The organism is Dorea sp. BIOML-A1, assembly GCF_009875615.1.
GTDB lineage: Bacteria > Bacillota > Clostridia > Lachnospirales > Lachnospiraceae > Dorea_A > Dorea_A amylophila.
Window position 1 is genome coordinate 1 of sequence record NZ_WWSA01000022.1, and the last position, 19433, is coordinate 19433.

Annotated in this window: 24 protein-coding genes and 1 pseudogene; 9 read left to right on the plus strand and 16 right to left on the minus strand. The window is 42.2% G+C overall.

Annotation, left to right across the window (positions count from 1 at the left end; all coding sequences use genetic code 11):
* Positions 1 to 459: 459 nt before the first annotated feature.
* The 4 genes and pseudogenes from GT508_RS09425 to GT508_RS09440 all read left to right on the plus strand — a co-directional run.
* Positions 460 to 1656, plus strand: a pseudogene (locus GT508_RS09425) (BRCT domain-containing protein); the annotation flags it as partial.
* A gap of 77 nt (positions 1657 to 1733) precedes the next feature.
* Complete coding sequence (locus GT508_RS09430) at positions 1734 to 2237, plus strand: NADAR family protein (protein WP_023921566.1); 504 nt, start codon at positions 1734 to 1736, stop codon at positions 2235 to 2237.
* A 21-nt stretch (positions 2238 to 2258) separates the two neighbouring features.
* Positions 2259 to 2732, plus strand: a complete 474-nt coding sequence (locus GT508_RS09435; protein ID WP_005333427.1) for an LPD11 domain-containing protein — start codon at positions 2259 to 2261, stop codon at positions 2730 to 2732.
* An 89-nt stretch (positions 2733 to 2821) separates the two neighbouring features.
* Positions 2822 to 4186, plus strand: coding sequence for an ATP-binding protein (locus tag GT508_RS09440; RefSeq protein WP_005333425.1), 1365 nt, complete (start codon positions 2822 to 2824; stop codon positions 4184 to 4186).
* 63 nt (positions 4187 to 4249) lie between these two features.
* Here GT508_RS09440 and GT508_RS09445 read toward each other — a convergent pair whose 3' ends face one another.
* From GT508_RS09445 to GT508_RS09470, 6 genes are all read right to left on the minus strand, one after another.
* Positions 4250 to 4612, minus strand: coding sequence for a type II toxin-antitoxin system HicB family antitoxin (locus GT508_RS09445; RefSeq protein WP_005333424.1), 363 nt, complete (start codon positions 4610 to 4612; stop codon positions 4250 to 4252).
* Entirely contained in the window at positions 4596 to 4853 is a 258-nt protein-coding gene (locus GT508_RS09450) for a type II toxin-antitoxin system HicA family toxin (protein ID WP_005333422.1), read from the minus strand. The genes GT508_RS09445 and GT508_RS09450 overlap by 17 nt, the downstream gene beginning before the upstream one ends.
* Before the next feature lie 2 nt (positions 4854 to 4855).
* Positions 4856 to 5212, minus strand: a complete 357-nt coding sequence (locus tag GT508_RS09455; protein ID WP_005333420.1) for a hypothetical protein — start codon at positions 5210 to 5212, stop codon at positions 4856 to 4858.
* 9 nt (positions 5213 to 5221) lie between these two features.
* Positions 5222 to 5443, minus strand: a complete 222-nt coding sequence (locus GT508_RS09460; protein WP_005333419.1) for a DUF5348 domain-containing protein — start codon at positions 5441 to 5443, stop codon at positions 5222 to 5224.
* Positions 5444 to 5489: 46 nt separating this feature from the next.
* Positions 5490 to 6149 (minus strand): recombinase family protein, encoded by a 660-nt coding sequence (locus GT508_RS09465; RefSeq protein ID WP_040015506.1) that lies wholly within the window; start codon positions 6147 to 6149, stop codon positions 5490 to 5492.
* A gap of 205 nt (positions 6150 to 6354) precedes the next feature.
* Positions 6355 to 6666, minus strand: a complete 312-nt coding sequence (locus tag GT508_RS09470) for a winged helix-turn-helix domain-containing protein (RefSeq protein ID WP_023921561.1) — start codon at positions 6664 to 6666, stop codon at positions 6355 to 6357.
* Between the two features lie 292 nt (positions 6667 to 6958).
* Between GT508_RS09470 and GT508_RS15065 the strand changes: the two genes are divergently transcribed.
* A complete protein-coding gene (locus tag GT508_RS15065; RefSeq protein WP_226861513.1) occupies positions 6959 to 7261 on the plus strand; it encodes a winged helix-turn-helix domain-containing protein in 303 nt (100 codons plus the stop codon).
* Between the two features lie 153 nt (positions 7262 to 7414).
* On the opposite strand, the gene GT508_RS09480 is transcribed toward GT508_RS15065, so the two are convergent.
* Positions 7415 to 7939, minus strand: coding sequence for a PadR family transcriptional regulator (locus GT508_RS09480; protein ID WP_005333410.1), 525 nt, complete (start codon positions 7937 to 7939; stop codon positions 7415 to 7417).
* A gap of 210 nt (positions 7940 to 8149) precedes the next feature.
* Between GT508_RS09480 and GT508_RS09485 the strand changes: the two genes are divergently transcribed.
* The gene (locus tag GT508_RS09485; protein WP_005333407.1) at positions 8150 to 9505 is read left to right on the plus strand and encodes an MATE family efflux transporter; all 1356 of its coding nucleotides are present in this window, start codon (positions 8150 to 8152) and stop codon (positions 9503 to 9505) included.
* Between the two features lie 130 nt (positions 9506 to 9635).
* Here GT508_RS09485 and GT508_RS09490 read toward each other — a convergent pair whose 3' ends face one another.
* Both GT508_RS09490 and GT508_RS09495 read right to left on the minus strand, forming a co-directional pair.
* The gene (locus GT508_RS09490; protein ID WP_005333406.1) at positions 9636 to 9824 is read right to left on the minus strand and encodes a helix-turn-helix domain-containing protein; all 189 of its coding nucleotides are present in this window, start codon (positions 9822 to 9824) and stop codon (positions 9636 to 9638) included.
* The gene (locus GT508_RS09495) at positions 9824 to 10264 is read right to left on the minus strand and encodes a sigma factor-like helix-turn-helix DNA-binding protein (RefSeq protein WP_023921559.1); all 441 of its coding nucleotides are present in this window, start codon (positions 10262 to 10264) and stop codon (positions 9824 to 9826) included. The genes GT508_RS09490 and GT508_RS09495 overlap by 1 nt, the downstream gene beginning before the upstream one ends.
* A 413-nt stretch (positions 10265 to 10677) precedes the next feature.
* On the opposite strand from GT508_RS09495, the gene GT508_RS09500 reads away from it, so the two are divergent.
* Entirely contained in the window at positions 10678 to 11007 is a 330-nt protein-coding gene (locus GT508_RS09500) for a helix-turn-helix transcriptional regulator (RefSeq protein ID WP_005333402.1), read from the plus strand.
* Positions 11008 to 11157: 150 nt separating this feature from the next.
* Here the strand turns inward: GT508_RS09500 and GT508_RS09505 are convergent, their stop codons facing one another.
* Together GT508_RS09505 and GT508_RS09510 are read right to left on the minus strand one after the other, a co-directional pair.
* Positions 11158 to 11529 (minus strand): hypothetical protein, encoded by a 372-nt coding sequence (locus GT508_RS09505; RefSeq protein WP_005333400.1) that lies wholly within the window; start codon positions 11527 to 11529, stop codon positions 11158 to 11160.
* Between the two features lie 4 nt (positions 11530 to 11533).
* On the minus strand, positions 11534 to 12472 hold the full coding sequence (locus tag GT508_RS09510; RefSeq protein ID WP_070097296.1) for a ParM/StbA family protein: 939 nt from the start codon (positions 12470 to 12472) through the stop codon (positions 11534 to 11536).
* Positions 12473 to 12653: 181 nt separating this feature from the next.
* Here GT508_RS09510 and GT508_RS09515 point away from each other — a divergent pair, with 181 nt between their 5' ends.
* On the plus strand, positions 12654 to 12998 hold the full coding sequence (locus GT508_RS09515) for a MazG nucleotide pyrophosphohydrolase domain-containing protein (protein ID WP_008373991.1): 345 nt from the start codon (positions 12654 to 12656) through the stop codon (positions 12996 to 12998).
* Positions 12999 to 13061: 63 nt separating this feature from the next.
* Positions 13062 to 13490 (plus strand): hypothetical protein, encoded by a 429-nt coding sequence (locus GT508_RS09520; RefSeq protein ID WP_021865125.1) that lies wholly within the window; start codon positions 13062 to 13064, stop codon positions 13488 to 13490.
* 102 nt (positions 13491 to 13592) lie between these two features.
* On the opposite strand, the gene GT508_RS09525 is transcribed toward GT508_RS09520, so the two are convergent.
* From GT508_RS09525 to recD2, 5 genes are all read right to left on the minus strand, one after another.
* Positions 13593 to 14039, minus strand: coding sequence for a hypothetical protein (locus tag GT508_RS09525; protein ID WP_008373995.1), 447 nt, complete (start codon positions 14037 to 14039; stop codon positions 13593 to 13595).
* 32 nt (positions 14040 to 14071) lie between these two features.
* Entirely contained in the window at positions 14072 to 14854 is a 783-nt protein-coding gene (gene srtB, locus GT508_RS09530) for a class B sortase (RefSeq protein WP_161144118.1), read from the minus strand.
* Entirely contained in the window at positions 14851 to 16071 is a 1221-nt protein-coding gene (locus tag GT508_RS09535; RefSeq protein WP_005333381.1) for a CHC2 zinc finger domain-containing protein, read from the minus strand. Before GT508_RS09535 ends, srtB begins: the two co-directional genes overlap by 4 nt.
* 54 nt (positions 16072 to 16125) lie before the next feature.
* Complete coding sequence (locus GT508_RS09540) at positions 16126 to 17073, minus strand: hypothetical protein (RefSeq protein ID WP_005333375.1); 948 nt, start codon at positions 17071 to 17073, stop codon at positions 16126 to 16128.
* 83 nt (positions 17074 to 17156) lie between these two features.
* Complete coding sequence (gene recD2 / locus GT508_RS09545; RefSeq protein WP_005333356.1) at positions 17157 to 19394, minus strand: SF1B family DNA helicase RecD2; 2238 nt, start codon at positions 19392 to 19394, stop codon at positions 17157 to 17159.
* Positions 19395 to 19433 lie beyond the last annotated feature (39 nt).

Sequence of the window (19433 nt, forward strand, 5' to 3'; positions counted from 1 at the left end):
ATATCGCCAGCCATAGCATGGCTGACGATACAAAAATTTATTATTTTTTATTGTCCTCTTGACGGGGAGCATACCACTGCATCACCCCTACAGTTCTGGCGGCTCATTTTATTATAAATAACCTCTCTTATTTCTATCAAACAATAGTGTTTGTATCCGCTTCAATGCCATGAGCATTTGCTCCGGGAATGTCTTAGTTAAACTTGAAAGAATTAGATTTTCATTCTCATTACACAAATATTATTAGATAACCAATTCAGAAATATCAATGCTCGCTTTCTTCCGTTCAATGTATTAGAAGGAATGGAGGATGTTCCCTTCCCGGACAGCAGAGCCTGCAAATTAGAAGGTTTAACACACCTGGGCTTTGGTTACTGCCCGTTTTTCTCAATTTCAGGAACCGGACTTTCAAAAGAATATGCGGAGAAATTCATTCAGGAATTGGTATCCACAGCAGCAAATTTACATCTTCCTATCGATGGCATTGTCATGATTTTTGACAGTCTCAGCTACTCCAAAAGCTGCGGAAAAACCGGACACCACTATAAGGACGGCCTCGCCTATAAGTTTGAGGATGATACCTACGAAACTTTCTTGCGTGAAATTGAATGGACACCGACCAGATTCGGAGAGATTGCTCCGGTCGGCATCTTCGATACCGTGGAGATTGACGGCTGTGATGTTTCCAGAGCTTCCCTTCATAATCTGACCTTTATCAAAAATCTGGAGCTTGTACCCGGATGCCGGATTCTTGTTTCCAAACGAAACATGATCATCCCACATATAGAGGATAATCTGGATCGTGGAAGGTATACCGACATCACGCCTCCGGTCTGCCCTTGCTGTGGTTCCAAAACCAGAACCTACAGCCGTAAGACCAGCGACGGTCGCACCGTAGAAACTCTGCATTGTGATAATCCGCAGTGCGACAGCCAGATCACAAGAAGGTTTGTCCATTTTGCCAGCAAGAAGGCAATGAACATCGAAGGACTGTCAGAAGCCACTTTAGAAAAATTCCTGAATCTGGGCTATCTGCACTCTTTTCAGGACATCTATCATCTGGAGGAACACCGGGAAGATATTGTGGCACTGGACGGATATGGTGAGAAATCTTTCGACCGCTTGTGGGAATCCATCAACGCCAGCCGGAGGACCAGCTTTGTCCGCTATCTGGTTTCCATGGATATTCCTATGATCGGCAGAACCAAAAGCCGGATTCTGGACACCGTATTTTCCGGAAATTTAACTGCATTTGAACAGGCGGCTGTCGGAGATTACGACTTCACTCAGTTAGAGGATTTTGGCGAAATCTTAAATCACAACATCCATTCCTGGTTTGCAGATGAAGCAAATCTTGATTTATGGAAAAACTTACAGAACGAATTCACATTTGAACAAAGAAAGGAAGAGACCATTATGACAAAAGAAAACAAATTTACAGGATGTACCATCGTAGCAACAGGGAAACTGGAGCATTTTACCAGAGACGGTATCAACGATAAGATTCTGGAGCTTGGTGCCAAACCTGGCAGCTCTGTAACAAAGAAAACCGATTACCTGATCTGCGGGGAAAAAGCCGGCAGCAAACTGGCAAAAGCCCAGAGCCTTGGTATTCCAATTCTTACAGAAGCTGAATTTTTGGAGATGATTGCATAACCATCTCTGCAATAGATGAGAATTATTTTGAGGTGTGGCTGAAAGGCCGCACCTCTTTTACAAAGGAGGAATTTATAATGAATCAAACAAATACAAGCAAGCGCATACCTACACAGATCAATGAATTTCGGGGAGATTATGCTTTTCTAAGCAATTTCTATCCGGCACCGGTCTCTTACATGGGACAAACCTATGCAAATAATGAAGCTGCTTTTCAAGCGCAGAAAACACTCTCTGCGAGAGAGCAACGCAAATTCTGTATTTTTCGGATGCATAATCCTTCTGATGCAAAGAAACTCGGCAGAGATCTTACATTACGCCCGGACTGGGAAAAAGTGAAAGTCCGGCTCATGTATGAAATCTGCATGTGCAAATTCATGCAGAACCCGGAACTCCGGGATAAACTTCTTGCAACCGGAGAGTCCACACTTATTGAAGGAAACAACTGGGGTGACTATTTCTGGGGCAAAGTCAATAACTGCGGAGAAAACCAGTTAGGAATCATCCTGATGGATGTACGTGCGAAGCTGCAGTGGAATGCAGAAACAGCGCCCAATAATATACCTCAATGTCTGCAATAAAGGAAAGGATGGTCTAATAGAATGAATGAAAATGCAAAAACAAAATTAGTGCTTGAGTATACTGGCATGGATGATTTTTCCTGTCCGGTATATAAGGACCAATTCGGAAAGTTGTGGAAGGATATTGACCTTGGCAAAGAGCCTGAACCGAATCTTTATTCTTTATCTTTTAACCATATTGATGGAGAACCTTCCCATCCCATACAGCAGGAGTACACATTTCATCCGGCTCCGTATCAAAGAAGTTCCTATGAATTCGAGTACCGGATGTTAAGTAAATTACAGTCTGACTGTGAATACTATCTGGGCTACGGAAATCGCAGTCCGTCTATCCTATGCAATCATAGCGTTCAAAACCATATTGCCCGTATGAAAGAATTATGGAATGGTTTTCCCACAGATCAGAAACCGGAATGGCTGACCTGGGAACAGCTTCTTCAGTACGAAAAAGTAATGACAGAAACCGGAATACCCGTGAAGAACTGCTCAGACTAGACAATTCATCATTTATCAGAAATTACCCTCTATATTATCCATTCATATTTTGATATAATAGGAACAGTTGAAAGAAAGGAGCATTTCCCATGTATCTGAAAAGAAAAGTTTACGATCAGCTTCTGGATTGGAAAAACGATACCGTCCACAGCACCTTGGAAGTGAATGGTGCCAGACAGGTCGGAAAAACATATATTATCAATAAATTTGCGGATGAGAACTTCAGGCACAAGATCTACATTAACCTGTTTGATTTGTCCGGCAAACAATTTATGGAATGTTACAAAAAAGCCACAGACTGGACTCCCGGTACAAAACGACCGGAGCAGCCGCTTCACGATGCTTTTAAACTCTTCGATCCGGATTTTGAAGATACCAACGATACAGTCATCATTATTGATGAAATTCAGGAATCCTCAGAGATATTCAACCGTATCCGAGAATTTACCCGCTATTTTCAAGCGCATTTCATTGTAACTGGAAGTTATCTGGGACGTGTACTGGAACCGGAATTCAAATTCTCCAGTGGAGATATTACCAGTATCCGTATTTATACCCTTTCCTTTAAAGAGTTTTTGGAAGCATTGGATGACCAGCTTTTTCAGAAGTATCTATCACTTCCACTGGATCATGCAGATGACACCGTACCGGAACTATATGACGAATTAAAGAATGTTTACGACATCTATAGACAGATTGGCGGCTATCCAAAGGTTGTGGAAACATACCTTAACACAAAAGACGTGGAAGCAGCTCAAAAAGAGCTTGTTAGAATCATCCGCATTTTCTTAAACGAATCTATGCGGTACTTTGATGACATCACAGATATTAGTGTTTTTACCAACATCTTTTTAAGCATCTGCCGTATTCTGCTTCGTGAAAAGAAAGGATTAGATGAGGACAGTATAAGTGAAGAACTGCAAAAGCTCGTTACAAAGAATTACTCCAGTAATCTTTCTAAAGCAACCTGCTATCGTGCTATCAACTGGCTTTACCATTCTGGAATCATCGGTTTCTGTGGCAAAATCACAGAACTGGACATCTTGAATTTCAAACCGGGAAGCCGCTGCTTCTTCATGGATCTTGGAGTTGCATATTATTATCTCTCCAGAACTGGTGCTACTGTATCAACTATGGATGGCTCATTGAACGAAAACTATGTTTACATTAACTTGTCCAAACGCCAGGAATTCCCGGAAGAAATTATCTTTGAGACACCGGCTTTTGCTACTTATAAAGGTGGTGAAATTGATTTTGTAGCTCAGACATTGAAAACTCACATCCGCTATCTGATTGAAGTTAAAGCCGGTAAGGGAACTGCATCTACTGCCTTGAAGGCATTGGAACAGGGGAAGGCCAATAAACTACTATATCTGAAAGGTGATACCAAAGGCGGAACCGTTGGAAACGTACAAACACTTCCTATCTATCTGCTAGAACAATATCATTTTTAATCAAAGAAAGAATACTTCGAGCCGCCCATCCGGACGGCTCTTTTCATCTATATTCTTGTATATTTATTTTACTAACAGCGCATCATTCTTTGAAAGAAGATATATACAGTATTGATTCATACTGATGCCTTCTTTTTTTGAGTGTTCCGCCAGATCCCGGTGTAAGCTGCGTGGCATCCTTATTTTAAACTGTCCCGAATACTCTTCCAGGCTTCCCGGTTCGTGAATCTCAATCCCTTCTTCCAGTGCAGCTTCTAACCATGCTTTTTTTGCATCCGCTGCATTTTCAACTGCCCTTTCTATCGTCTCTCCACAGGTGATGCATCCCGGCAGTTCCGGATAAGAAACCACAAATCCACCTTCATCCTTATCTTCCACAATTTCCATGCGATAGGACATTGCCAAATAATCATTCAGTGTCTTCATCGTTTTTCGCCTCACTTTCTACAATCTGCTTTACCATTTCAACATAAATTTTCTTGATTGGTTCGTGTTTCGGTATTGTTATCGGCTGGCATCCCGCTTTACGGAATGTATAATGGCTGCTCCCACTTCTCGGAGCATTTATCTCATATCCATAACTTTCTAATACTTTTCTTAGTTCATCAAAACGAAGGTCTTTCGATAATGAGCAAATTCTTGTCAATAGTTTATCCCATTTCGACATCTTTAATGCCTCCTATCTATAGTATATGTGGTGTCATATGTGGTGTCAATCTGTTTTTCATCTTTCTTGGTCAAATAAGGCTGCAGCTCTTTCTTAGCAGCCGTCACAAATTCTTCTTTTCTCGAACTTACCATATAAATCTTCCAGAGCATCAGATTCAGCTTTTCCGCATCCACTGCTTTGCATTTCTTTTTAATCATGCGGATAAACGGATAGATTACCGTATCCGATAACTTGTTCCCAGCAATCAACATCGTTCCATCCGTTCCATATACCTCATACAGACATTCCAAAATACTCCCCAAATCTGTCACCAATCGGAATGCCGGCTTTTCATATTTCTTTTTAGCTTCCATCATATGCTCCTCCTACATTCGAACCGTCAGTCCACTGAGACTCGTCTTAGGAAGCCCTACCAGATACCAGTCTTCATCCATTTCAATCCGAACCGGAATCCATGCATCCTTTACCTTCACATCAAAACATTCTCCGCAATGAAGACCTCCATAATAAGATTCAATCCCAAACCGGATATCAAATCTTCCCATTGATGGATCATAAATTAAAGTACCTATTCTCTTTTCACTCATATTTCTTTCCTCCTGAAATTCTTTGGTCTATATAAGTAATAGGACTTTAATTTGCAGAATTTGAAAGTTCCGGGTATTTTTCATAAAAAGTTTTTCGATAGCGATAAAAAGTTGAGTGCGTCATTCCCAAATTTTTACGAAGCTGTGTAGGTGTCGTTTCTCCAGAAACTACGCTTTGAAAGTTCTCATCAAAAGTTTCCTGCTTCATCACACTTGGTCTTCCATAATCATCCCATTCGCCCCGCAATTTCTTCGCTTCTATCCCTTCCCGCTGTCGCTTCTCCTTTTTCTCCAGCTCTGCCTGCGCCATAGAAGCATAAAGCTCCAGCATCATGTTATTGATTGTTTCCAGCATCATCCTTGCCATCGCATTATCCATCACAGATAAATCCATAAGCGTAGTCGGCAGTTCCAGAACCATAAGCCGCACTCCCATGTTCTTAATCCGCTGGATCTGTTGCATGGTGTCATACTTGTTTCTTCCCAGTCTGTCCAATTCTGTAACAATCAAAATATCTCCCGGCCGCAGGACATCCTCCACTAAAACGGTATATCTCGGACGATTAAAATTCTTCCCTGTCTCCTGATCCGTAAAAATATTCGTAAGTGCCATCTCATGCTCGTTACAGTACCGCTCAATTTCCTGTATGCCACGGTCAAGATGCTGCTCCTTTGTACTGGTACGGTGATATCCATATATCTGCATCCACATTTCTCCTTTCCATGTCCCAAAATATCCACACTTTTATTGGTATATTTCAAAACTGTGTGTGTAACCTTTTTGAAATATAATCCCTCTTTCCGGAACGTACTTCTAAAATGTATACATTTTGGGATATGTTTCTTTTCTATTTCTGTACGTACCAGAGCCGAAAAGTGCAACAAATATGACAAAAAACTCCCAGAGGATGTTACTCCCCTGAGAGTGGTTGAAACTTATAGCCCACACCTCGGACGGTGCGGATGTAATTCCAGTTCCGTGAATCTACTTTTAACTTTTTACGAAGCTGGCTAATGCAGCACATAACCGCATTAGCACAGTCAATCGGTTCTTCCTTCCAGACATTACGATAAATCTCCTCGTGAGAGAATACCCAGCCAGGATGTTCTGTTAGATATTTTAGTACCGTAAATTCTTTCAGACTCAATTCAATCTTTTGATCATTCATAAAAACAGTATGACAGCGAATATCTATCTGTAGGTTTTTGTCTTTGTAATGCAATTTACTTTCCTCCTAATCTGTTTCACCTTATCACAGCTAATCTAAAATGCTATTATTAGACTGCCAAAACTCAAATTCAAAACCAGAGCAATGCTTTACCTGCAAATAGTCTGGTAATAGACCAGTAGAATCGCAATAGCTGCAAGAGCCAGAAACGGCAAACACATAATTACCGGGGCAGAGTGAAGTGATAAATAAGAACCACTGATTTTTTAGCATTTCAGCCGGATATACAAGCCATCCCCATAGATTGGTGACCGTTACTGTTAAAATTACAGCACTGCCTATATATGTGGCAGCTCCTTTCCGGGTAAAGTTAAAGTCGCAGACCTTTACGACCTACGGCTTAATAGTACGAAAAGACATTAACTTTTCTGTAAAAGAATTTGATGTACTTTATATGCTATATTCTAATCCAGGGATGGCTTTTACTAAACAACAGATTTATGAAGCAGTTTGGCATGAAAAAGCAAATGGTTATTTCCACGCCGTGGAAAACACTATTTTTCAAATACGCAAGAAGATAAAAAAGTATTCCAGCGACAAGAATTACATAAAAACAGTAGTTGGATATGGGTATAAATTTGAAGTTTAATCTGCAGGATATAAGGAGCACCGGGTTTGAGGGAGATTCCCCACTAAGAAAATTTCTATGTTCTGGCTACAAAGCCGGAACATAGGTCGGCATCCATCCCTGTTTCTTCCCAATCCTGCAGACCTAATAAGAAATCAGCTAGTGACTTCTTCATCAAAAGTCTTTTTTTAGAGAAATAATCCATTTTTCAATAGCATCCGCCAAAACTATCTGCTGTTGCAATACTGCCATACCAGTCTTAGGGATTTCCGGATCATTCTCTTTCTCTCGAAGATTTTCCTCCAGATAAGTTTTTAATATTTCAATATTTTCCTCAATACTGGCAATACATGATTGTTGACTTTCAGGCGGTAACTTATCCAAATTTACAATTACTGCATTAAAATCTAAAAAAAAGTGAATGGGTTTAGAGGCTGTTTCCATCATAAGCTTTACAAATTCTTTTTCGCCTTCATCTGTTAATGAATAAACTGCTTTTTCAGGCATCTTACCTTCTTTCACAATTTCTCCTTTAATGAAGCCTTTTTCCTCCAACTGAATTGCTTTTTTGTAAATGGATGGTGTACTGATTTTTACCCATTTTGATATATTACGATATTCCACTAATTTTTGAATATCATAGGCTCCCATCGGTTCCTTTTTCAATATTCCTAACACAATTAAATCTATTGTAGCCATAGTTCACCCACTTTCTATATCCACGAAAGCTATAAAATACTTACGGTTATATATACTGTAATTTATAGTATTTGATTTTATACCTCTTGTCAAGGAAATTGCAGGATACACGCTTGACAACTACTATAAATTATAGTAGTATTCTCTCACGTAGTATACTATAATTTATACTACTATAATTTATATTCTTAATTGAAAGGAGTATTTGAAATGAACAAGAATAACAACAAAATGGATTTATTAGGAAATGCACCTGTTCCCCAAGCACTAATGGCTCTTGGTATACCGATAATGATTGGTATGCTTATTAACGCTCTCTACAATTTGGTGGATGCTTATTTCATAGGAGGACTTGGCGAGAGTCAAATGGGTGCAATTTCCATTGCGTTTCCTTTAGGACAAGTAGTTGTTGGTTTAGGTCTGATGTTTGGCAATGGTGCCGCCTCCTACTTATCAAGACTTTTAGGGCGAGGAGATAGGGAAGCTGCAAGTAAAGTCGCCAGTACTGCATTATACAGCAGTGTTTGTATTGGCGCAGTTATTATTATCGGAACTGCAATTTTTTTGAAACCTATTTTAACCATGTTAGGTGCAACAGACACGATTATGCCATACGCCCTTTCTTATGGAAGAATCTATGTTATTTCATGTATTTTCAATGTATTTAATGTAACGATGAACAATATCGTTGCAAGTGAAGGCGCCGCAAAAACAACTATGTGTGCATTATTATTAGGAGCTGTATTGAATATTGGTTTAGATCCTATTTTCATCTATACTCTCGACATGGGGGTTGCTGGTGCGGCAATCGCTACAGCAATTTCTCAAATGGCTTCTACTCTTGTATATTTAATTTATGCATTACAGAAAAAAAGCGCTTTTACATTTTCCATTAAGGAATTTTGTCCTTCTAAGCAGATCATAACTGAAATTCTGAAAATCGGTATACCCACATTGACTTTCCAGCTTCTTACAAGCCTTTCTATCGCATTCATAAACCGGGAAGCTAATATCTATGGAGATGCTGTTATCGCCGGAATGGGCGCTGTTACAAGAATCACTTCAATGGGAACTCTGGTTGTGTTCGGCTTCTTAAAAGGTTTCCAACCAATTGCCGGCTTTAGCTATGGTGCCAAAAAGTTTGATCGGCTCAGGGAAGCAATTAAAACTTCTATCTTATGGTCAACAATATTTTGTGTAGTTGTGGGATTGACAATAGCCCTATTTTCCACACAGATTATTTCGCAATTTACAGAAGGCAATACAGAGATGATTTCTGTAGGTCAAAAATCGCTAATGGCAAATGGATTTTCCTTCTTCGTATTTGGATTTTACACAGTGTATTCTTCTCTGTTTCTTGCACTTGGAAAAGGCACCGCCGGATTCGTTCTTGGGGCTTGCCGACAAGGTATTTGCTTTGTTCCGATCATTCTGTTGCTCCCATCATTCTGGGGCATAAATGGAATACTATATGCACAACCGATTGCCGATGTAATTTCTGCTATTGTTACTGTGTTTATGGCTCTACATCTTCATAAAGAACTGGCAACAACAAAAGAGCATTAAAGCATCAGGCAACATAATAGATCAACACCGTCTGCCGCTTCGAACTGAGGCAATATCACCCTTCAAAAAACAATCACTCCCAGAGGATGTTACTCCCCTGAGAGTGATTGCAGCCTTTGTTTAAGATAACTTACTCAATTATCTGGAATCTCTGGATACACTGAAGCAATGTACTTACCAGTTCCTGATACAGATCTTCATCAAATCTGCCATTCACAATCGCATTCTTAATTAAAAGCGGCTTATATATCTCTAAAATCTTCAGTACCGCATCTGCATTTCCTTCTTTTGCCTTTAAAAGTAATCGTTCAAAATTCATTAGTTTTCACCTCCCATCACCTTGCGGATCTTCCGGATTGCATAATAATAAATACCCTTGCATCGCTCCTCTGATAACCCGTTTAGCCTGCTCATTTCCTCAAAAGTACGTTCTTCAAACACATGCTGGTAAATCAGCTTCCGTTCTTCATCCCGCAGCGTATGAAGCGCTTTCATCAGTCTTTCATCTGACATCTTATTCCATTCTGGATATTTCCCCTGTGCCTCCTGCAATAAAAGCTGCTCCCTCGTTTGGTTCTCCAGCAATTCTTCGATTACAATTCTTGCCTCCATCTGTCCAATATCCTCCAACAGTTCTTCTGCATCAGCCATCTGGATTTTCTTCTCCAGATAATCATGTCGTTTTCCACGGACAAACTGTATCAGATATGCTGTAAAGTGATTTTGTATCTTTGATCCTGTATATGTTTTTTTGTTCATTTGTTTTATCCTCCGAAATTTTTTATCACGTTCCAAAAAATTCCGAGGATGGCGGTGAGCGGCAACAAAACGTGACACTGCCTTCATTTTTTCGAAAAAAAGAAAGGCTGGACCACTCTATTCGTAGTCCAGCCGATACTTCTCTTTCTATGTAATTGTGTAGGATATGCGATGATAGTATCTCATATACTGCATATTCTAACTTCTCTCCGACACATTGTATGGATAAGATTTTTTTAACAGATTCAGTTCCTCTTTGGCTTTTATCTTATGCTGTCCATTCATGTCTGTCGTACTTACTTCCATGTTTCTCTATTTGTGCATGTGTTATCCTGCTTATCATAACGCACTTTAACGCATTTCGTATAGTGTTAATCTACGATAAAATATATGCATTAAGTGAGGTGATATAGATGGTGAAAAAATTATTGGGAGATGCAGTCAGGGAAGAACGTCTCCGCCGCAATCTTTCGCAAAACAGCCTTGCGGAACAGGCAAAGATTTCTTTACGGACTGTCTCTGATATTGAAAACTATATTGGCAATCCACAGTTGGAAACACTTTATGCCTTGGCAACTTACTTACATATTTCCATAGATGCTATATTTTCTAACCAGAAAACGAACCCGGATTCTACCATGCAGCAAATCATGGCAGAACTAAATTCCTGCCCGGAGGAGCAGAAACAGCTTGCCCTTTCTACACTGCGTGGACTTCTGGATGGATTCAAGAACCTAAGTTAAGGCTCTCCCGTATCCTTCATCATCTACACATTATACAAAGACAATCTGTGAGTAATCTGTGAATAGTCTGTGAGTTTTCTGTCTATTCCCATTCTGATACAAAGAACAGGAGAGTACACTGCCATAAGCATGTGTATCTCTCCTGCTTTTTTATGCCCTGCGAAATGCACTGATAGCATCCACTACATTCTGTCTCATAGTCTGATCCATCCGCAGCGGTTCTTCTTCCATCAAATCAACTTCTGTGGGCATTTCTCTATTTATCTTAGAAACGTCCTGCCCTTCCAATACCTTTCTTACTTCTTCCCGGATGATTTGCTGCATCATTGGCCGGAGCATATCCGGTTCCATGCTTATACTGCCATTACCTGTCTCATCCGTTCTTCCCGTATATGCCAGAATTGCCGCAACGATCAGTTTTGCTTTTTTCTCTGTCGTATTCAGAAGTTCTGTCACATACACGTGATCTGGATCCGACTTATCAAAACCAATAGTGAATACAAACGGATTTTTCTTTCCCATAAAATCACACTCCAGCCTGTGTCATGCGATACAAAAGATCATATCCATCGGCATTTGCTTTCATATCCCGGATAAAGGTATGTTTTCCCAACCGGTCTGCCTGCTCCAGAAATCGTTCCAGAAGCACTGCTCCGCCGCCGATAAACACCGTATAAGTAGATTTTGTATCAATGCCCCGCTCTCGGATGCTGTTCAGAAGATCGGTAACAAAATTCTGAACCATGGTTTCTACTGCCTGTACAACAGCTTCCTCATAATACTGCGTTTTTCCCTTGATGATACTGTCGATATCTGCCTCCTCCAGAAGCATGTCATATTCACTGTTAATACTGGAAATGATATCGTTATACATGGTAATCACACCTTTTTCCAGAGAATCACAATAATCCATATCCGGTCTGCCACTTCTCATCAGAAGATAATCAGAAGTAAATCCGCCAATATCAATCCCTACGACTTTCGGAATCTCACGGATTTCCATCATCCTCGTCATCATGGCTGCATAATCCTGCGGAAACGCCATTACATTCTGTATACAGAGGTGATAGACTTTATCGTTGAAGCACAGTTCCTGCACCTTCCCGTCCCCTTTGAAATAGCGTTCATATCTCTCACAAAGCTCTGCAAAATGCTTCGGCGGAAGCCCAATCGGAAGTTCCACCTGAATGACATCCTCCGGCTGAATCTGGCTTTTCTGCTCCAGCTCCATTGCAATGGCAAATAAGGTCAGAATCCAGAATCGGTTCCGGCTGTCCTGCGTCTTGTCTCTCTGGTACGGAATCCGCTTCTCACTAAGGGTATAATACTTTCCCTGATATTTCAGATACTTCTCTCCCCTGGCAGGCTTTTTGTCCTGTTCTGTCAGTCCAGTGGTAAATACAAAATTACAGGTTTTCATGTTCCGGTTCCCGTGATCCACGGCTACTCTTAATTTTTTTATCATGCTACATTCACTCCTTTGTACTTGATACTTATTCTGTACGTAGGAGATACTTAAAGTGCAACTTTTTAAAAACTATTTCCATAATTTTTCTTCCTGTATACTTCCATATCGTTGATATCATTGGTAAAACACAGTATAATGAACATATTATCAAATATGAATTTGCGGAGGAAAAGATACTGTGAAAATTACAATAGAGGAACTGCAAGAATACTTATTCGACCATTATAAAAATGGTGGGATTGACCAAAGCCTGTTTATGAAACTCGTAGAAGAAATAGGTGAAGTGGCAGAAGTACTAAATAAAAAGGCAGGTAGAAAATCTGTTGGTCAAGAGGATTTACAAACCCAATTAGGTAACGAATTAGCCGATGTGGTACACTACACTATTGCGATTGCTGCATTAAATGGAATTGATATGAATGATATTATACTCTCTAAGGATAAGGATGCATCCATAAAGTATAATCACAGAATAAATTTAGAGCAGTTTGTAATGGAACGCAGAACGAAAGATAACGACTAACAGTTCCAGTTGTTCAGGATGAATGACAGAGCAAAAAAATATGAATTTGAAGAGGTAGTGATTATGAAAAGATTGATAGCAATGGTTCTTTGTCTTTTATTTGTTATATCTTTAGCTGGTTGTGGAAAAGGAAATACAAAAAATTTAGTTATTGATTATGGGACATCATCTATATACACAAAAGATGACATGGATGAAGCTATTGATGTTATAAAGAAACAATTTAGTTCTTTTGAGGGGTGTGAATTGCACAGCCTATCTTATACATCTGATGATGCGTGCAATAATGAGGATAATATTGCCTGGATGAATGAATTGGAGGAAGCAAATGACAATAAAGAGAGTTTCACACAATGTATTTCGTTTGATAGTAGTTTCAGGTCACCTAAAAATGGAGGTGGAGCGTGGAACGCTAATGAAGAATACACATGGTCATGGTGGTTGGCGCGTAGCGAAGGCGGAACGTGGAAATTAATGACTTGGGGATATTAACGGTCGGTTCCTAAGTAACAAATAACAGTTTGTCTAAGAAAAAAAGATACCAACCATTCTCAAAAATGCTTAGTATCTTTTTTCTTTTGTTCTGTCATTGTCCTATGCTGAAAGCTTTTCCACCAATTCCGGCAGGCACTTCTCAAATAATTCCCGATATCTTCGATACCCTTCATCCCGGAGTGGACCTTGCAGTGATGTCAGAGACCAAAGGAGAAGCTCTTCCTCTTCCACAGCATACGGAGAGGTATAGACAAATTTTTTCCCGTCAAAATGCGGTTTTGATAACTTCAGTATTTCCGTAATCTCTCCTTTTGTTTCCGCCTGCATAATCATTTCCACTTTCTTCCGATGGAACTCGCAGACGATGCTCTCCAGAAATCCCTGCTTCAGATAAAATTCCGCCCTTCTATAAAGTTTTACAAGAGCCTCCACTCTTTCATCAAATAACTTGTCCTTTTCACTGACTATCATCTGTGCCAGTGCGTTTGCATGTTCCATAACCAATGCTGTTCCCATTACATTTCCTCCCATAATAAAAGCTGGCATAAGAAATTTCTTCTCACACCAGCACGATTCTTTTATTCCTCTGTGATGATCTCACTGCTTAATTTTCCATGTACCAGATAGCGATAATTCCGTCTGGAATTGACACAGGTAGACAGCGTAACTATCCGATCCGTTGCCGACAGCTCGGTGCCGGTATCATAATCCCTATAAGAAGACACCGTATCCAGAAACGTCTGAAAATCTTCCGCTTCCGGGAAATGATACCTATATCCCTCACTTCCGGTTCTTCCCGCATAGCAGGAAAAGATACGATACTTGAGGATCTTGTCCGGCAAATAGAGATAAAACTCCGGATGTTGTTCAAATAGCTCTTTGTCTTGGTACTTATCCAGAGTTCCGAACATGCTCCCGTTTTTCATATTATGCCCGTACACGATCGTATTCTGATCCGTAAAGACCGGCTGATTATGGCAGTCCACAAAGATGCTCCCGTTGATATTGGATTCTCCCGAAAAAAGGTGATGAAGATAATATGCATTATCTTTCCCCTGTACCACCGGATAACTAATATCCAGTGCCGGAATCTGAATCCACGCTATGACATCCGGATTAACCGCTTTTAAACCTGCAAAATCAATTTCTAGATACCTATTCTTAGGTTCCTCCTTTTCTTTCTCAGACTCCGGTGATTCTTCTTCCTCTGGTTCCTGAACATATTCCTGCAGTTTCTCGTAACTTACGTCCCCTTTCTGATACTTCAGATAAGCACCAAAGAGTTTTCCTGCCGCTGCGAGAAAAACAAGCAACAGGCAGATAATGAGTCCTGCAAGAACCGTATTTCCTTTTTTTCTCATGATTGTTCTCCTTTCGGAAGAGCCGAAGTCTGTGCCCCGGTTCCTTCCTTCTGTTTGATGGCGGCTAAATAGTCATCAATCCCCTTGTGTTTCCCGTTCCACTCCCCGCTCTCATCCATATCCCAGACCATCCGGTTCATCGGCAGGGAAAGCTCCCGGCAGATTTCATAGACCTTATTGCAGCCGTTCTGGATAATCCTCCGTTTCTCCGCCTTATGCTGGCAGATAACAGGGGAACGCTCAAAACAGACCGCACACTTACTGTCATGCTTATTGCAGGCTACTTTCATCTTCTTATCCATGTCATACGCCTCCAAAAGCTGTTTCATCCCATATCCTTTCATCCGCTCCAGCACCGGTTTCAGATTCCGGTACTGGTTCACTCCGGCAACGCACACAAAGGTAGCGCCGGACAGATAATGGGCTATGGTCCCTTTTAAGGCTCCTTCGGTCAGATAGACACGTTCTGCGGCAAGATCACCGATCACATGTACCGGACTTCCGGAGGAAACTCCCTGGTCATAATTGACACTGGACAGCCAGATATATTTTTTCGTGTCAGTCACATGATCTACCCGGATCTGAAAACCCTGGATGAACCCGTCCAAAGAAACTATGGGAATCAGGATTCCTGAGTTTTCTGCTTTGAAGTTAATCGTCCAGTTTCCGTCTGTATCCCGGTAGAATCCCGGCACGCCTTTCACCATATATCCTTCTTCTGCCAGCCTTTTGACCAGCTTCTTCATTCCAAACAGCGGGACACTCCGGTAACGCTGTGCTTCGATCTGTTCCGGTTTTAATCCTCGTCTTTGCAGATCCTCCTGATGCTTCCTGTTAAGCGTGAGCATGGACAGCATTCTCTGATACGTCCGGTGGATTTCCTCTATGGGTGCAAGCTCTGCCGTTGCCTTTTCTTCCTGTACCGGCGTTGCTTTGATATAATCCGTCCGGTATTCTCCTTTTCCTAATGCTTCCCGGATCTGCTGATTTGCTTCGGAGAGTGTAACATTGTGCAAATCCGCATAAAGCTTCAGCATCCCCCCGGACGCATCACAGCGGTTGCACCGGAATACATTCTTTTCCACATTGATATTCAGTTTTCCATGCGTCTCTCCACAAAACGGGCAGTCATAATAGTTTCCCCGCCGCTTTCTGAGATGCAGCACCTGCACCACATCCAGTATTCCATAATCAAACCCAGACATATCATAATACATCCCGGTCTCTTCCTCCTTTCCCCCGCAGAAAAAAGCTCTCTGCGGGGTTCTTCCTTAACCAGCCATCGGCATTGCTTTTTGTAAAATTACCTTTGCTGCCGCCGGAACCAGATTGTTCGGTCCGGAATATTGCTCGGCAAACCACTGGATCGTTGACGGGCTTTCAACTGCCACCTGTCCCATGGTCTTTCCGCCGTATTTTCCCTTTCCCGGAATCACAGTCCCGACTGCCATTTCATAGTTCATGTGTTTCATCAGTTCTTCTACCGGAAGGGACGTATCCAGATTCTGTAATGCTCCCTGCAGCATCTGTCCGGTCTTTGGCGGCGTAGAGGCAGCCGGAGCGGAACCGTAGCCAGGCATTTGTCCACTGCCATGGTAAATGGTGCTTCCCGCCGCCTGTGCCTGCTGATAGAACTGATTCATCATCTGCTGGCCTGCATATTCCGGCTGACCTGGCATCTCTCCATAAGTTGGCATAGGGGCATTTGGCATGACACCCGAATCCGGCATGGCTGCATTTTCCATGGCACCTGAATCCGGCATCTGTGGATTCTGATATGGAATTCCGGCATCTACCTGTGCAGGATCATTTTCCTCTCCCACATCCGCAAACTGCACACCATATCCGGCATCCGATAATGCCCTTCCTACGGCTGCTGTTTCTGCCATTTCCAGAAATTTGTCTCCAAACTTCGGGTCATCGCTCCGGAATTTCTGCGAAAAGGAATTGGCTACATAATTGTCTTCCTGATCACATTTATCCAGATAGATACGTGCTTCCACAACTGCCATGTTCTCTGTGAAAGTGATAATCCGGCTGATGATCTTTCCTGCCGGATTGACCAGACGAAACCATAGCTTCCGGTATTTCACATCCAGATAAAGCTGCTCCTCCTGCCCTTCTTCTCCAATCTTTCTTGCCAGTTCCATCGGATGGAAGCCATCCACACGGTTCAAAGCGGCAACTGCCTCTGATTTCTTATACAATAATTCTTTCATTCTCTGCTCCTTTCATTTAGAAAAGCAGACGTTCCCCTATATAAGAGTAATAGTCCGCTTATTTCAAAAATTGAAAAATATTTTTAAACAACAAGTTTTAACTGCTCCATTTCCGGTTTCTGTTCACTCTGATACTGATCGTAATACTGTACGATCCGCTCACTCAGAATGGTGTTCCTTGTCCCGCTGTCATCCGTATGGATTGCCTGACAGACTGCAGCCCATTCCCCTACCAGATAAACCTTGCTTTTCGCTCTGGTCACTCCGGTATAGAGAATATTGCGCTTCAGCATCATATAAAAGGCTTTTACCCAAGGGATGATGACAACCGGACATTCGGAACCCTGTGCCTTATGGATGGTTGTTGCGTTAGCATGTTCGATCATTTCCATCTGGTCAGCTTCATATTGCACCTGCCGCCCATCCGGGAATCCGATCACTGCCCTGGCATTTCCATCCTCATCCGTGATACAGTCCAGTATCCTGCCCAGATCGCCGTTACTCGCCATCTCGGTATTTTTATTCTGTAAAATCTTATCGCCAACCCGGAACACCTGACTGCCGATATGCAGTTCCTTCTTCCCTGCGATTGGCGGATTTACAAAATCCTCCAGAGATTTGTTCAATTCATCCACTCCGGCAGCACTGCGTTTCCGATACGGAGTCAGGATCTGTACCTGATCCATGCCGTTTTTTGCAATCTCGTCCAGATAAATCCTCCGGACAATCTCTGCCGCTTCATCTGCTCCTTTACAGGCAATGAACTGAAAATCCTCCCCAAAGCTCAGATTAGTCTTATTCTCCTGCATCAGTTTTGCATTATAAGGTATGCTGCTCAAAGCGCCCTGCCGGTAAACCAGATCCAGTACCGTGACCGGAATCAGCCCGCAGGCAATCAGTTGCCGGAACACATCCCCGGCTCCTACGGATGGAAGCTGGTTCTTATCCCCGACTAAAAGGACTCTGGCATGTCTGCTAACCCGCCGGAAAAATTCATAGGCAAGATGCATGTCCACCATGGACACCTCATCTACATTTAGAAATCCGGCAGACAGGTACTCAAAATCCGGTTCAAAATCCGTATCATCTCCCAAAAGCCCCAGGGCCAGATGCATCGTGGATGCATTTTCACAGCCGGTACTCTCCACCATACGTCTTGCCGCACGTCCGGTCGGAGCCATAAGCTGTACCTCTGACCTGCATAACGCCTGATGGATATAGAGAATCACCTTGAGAACCGTTGTCTTTCCGGTTCCGGGACCTCCGGTAATAATACTGATGGGATGTGCAAACACCATCCGCACTGCCTGTTTCTGTGTTTCTGACAGCGTGATCCCCAGTGTCTTCTGTGCCTTTTCCAGCTCCGGTTCAATGGACAGCAAAACCGGCTTCTCCAAAAGCCGTCTGGCTATCATGGAAGCGGTCTGTGTTTCTTCTTCATACTGCCGGATAGAATAGATCCGTTCTTCCTCCACAACAATGCTTTTTTGCAGCACCAGCCGGTAAAGCACCTGACTGACATCCTGCTCCGATACTGCCATGACCTGCAGATCCCGGTTCAGCATTTCCAGTGCTTCCCTGATAACCTCCTGACGCTGCTTAAACAGATGTCCTTCTTTCATTGCCTGATTCATGATATGTCCGATGCACCCGGATATCCGCATGGGATCATTGAGTGCACAGCAGCACTGTCTTCCGATCGCATCCACAGTCAGAAACCCGAAGCCTTTGACTGCACTCAGCATGTAAGGGCGGTGCCGGATAATATCCACCGATTCATTTCCGAATTTCTTCAGAATCATATTCACTTTTTTGGGTGTTACCTTAAAAGGCGCCAGAAACGTCATCAGTTCCCGGAACACCTGGTTTTTTCCATAGGACTCCACAATAGCAGCCAGCTTCTTCTCGGAAATTCCACGGATCTTCAAGAGTTCCTGCGGGTTGTTTTCCATGATTTCCAGTGTCTGAAGCCCAAACTTCCGGAAAATAGTATCTGCCATCTTGGGACCGATACCTTTGATTGCACCGGAAGAAAGGTATCCTAAGATACCCTCCTTTGTCCGTGGTACAACCTCCATGAAATTTTCCACCTGATACTGAGTTCCATGCTCTCCGCTCTCCCATCTGCCTTCCATCTCAAGCTCAATCTCGTCTGTAAGCGGAAGACCGAATCCAATCGCTGAGAAGCCGATGATATTCCGGGATGCCAGATATTTGTCTCTGGCTGACAGGGGGACAGACGTATCCTGTGTGGTGAATATGGCAATCGTATACCCATTCTCCTCATTCTGGAAAATCTTATGTTTAAATCTGCACCTCATTGTTTATATCCCTCCAGCTTTTTATCCGCATCCGTTCAT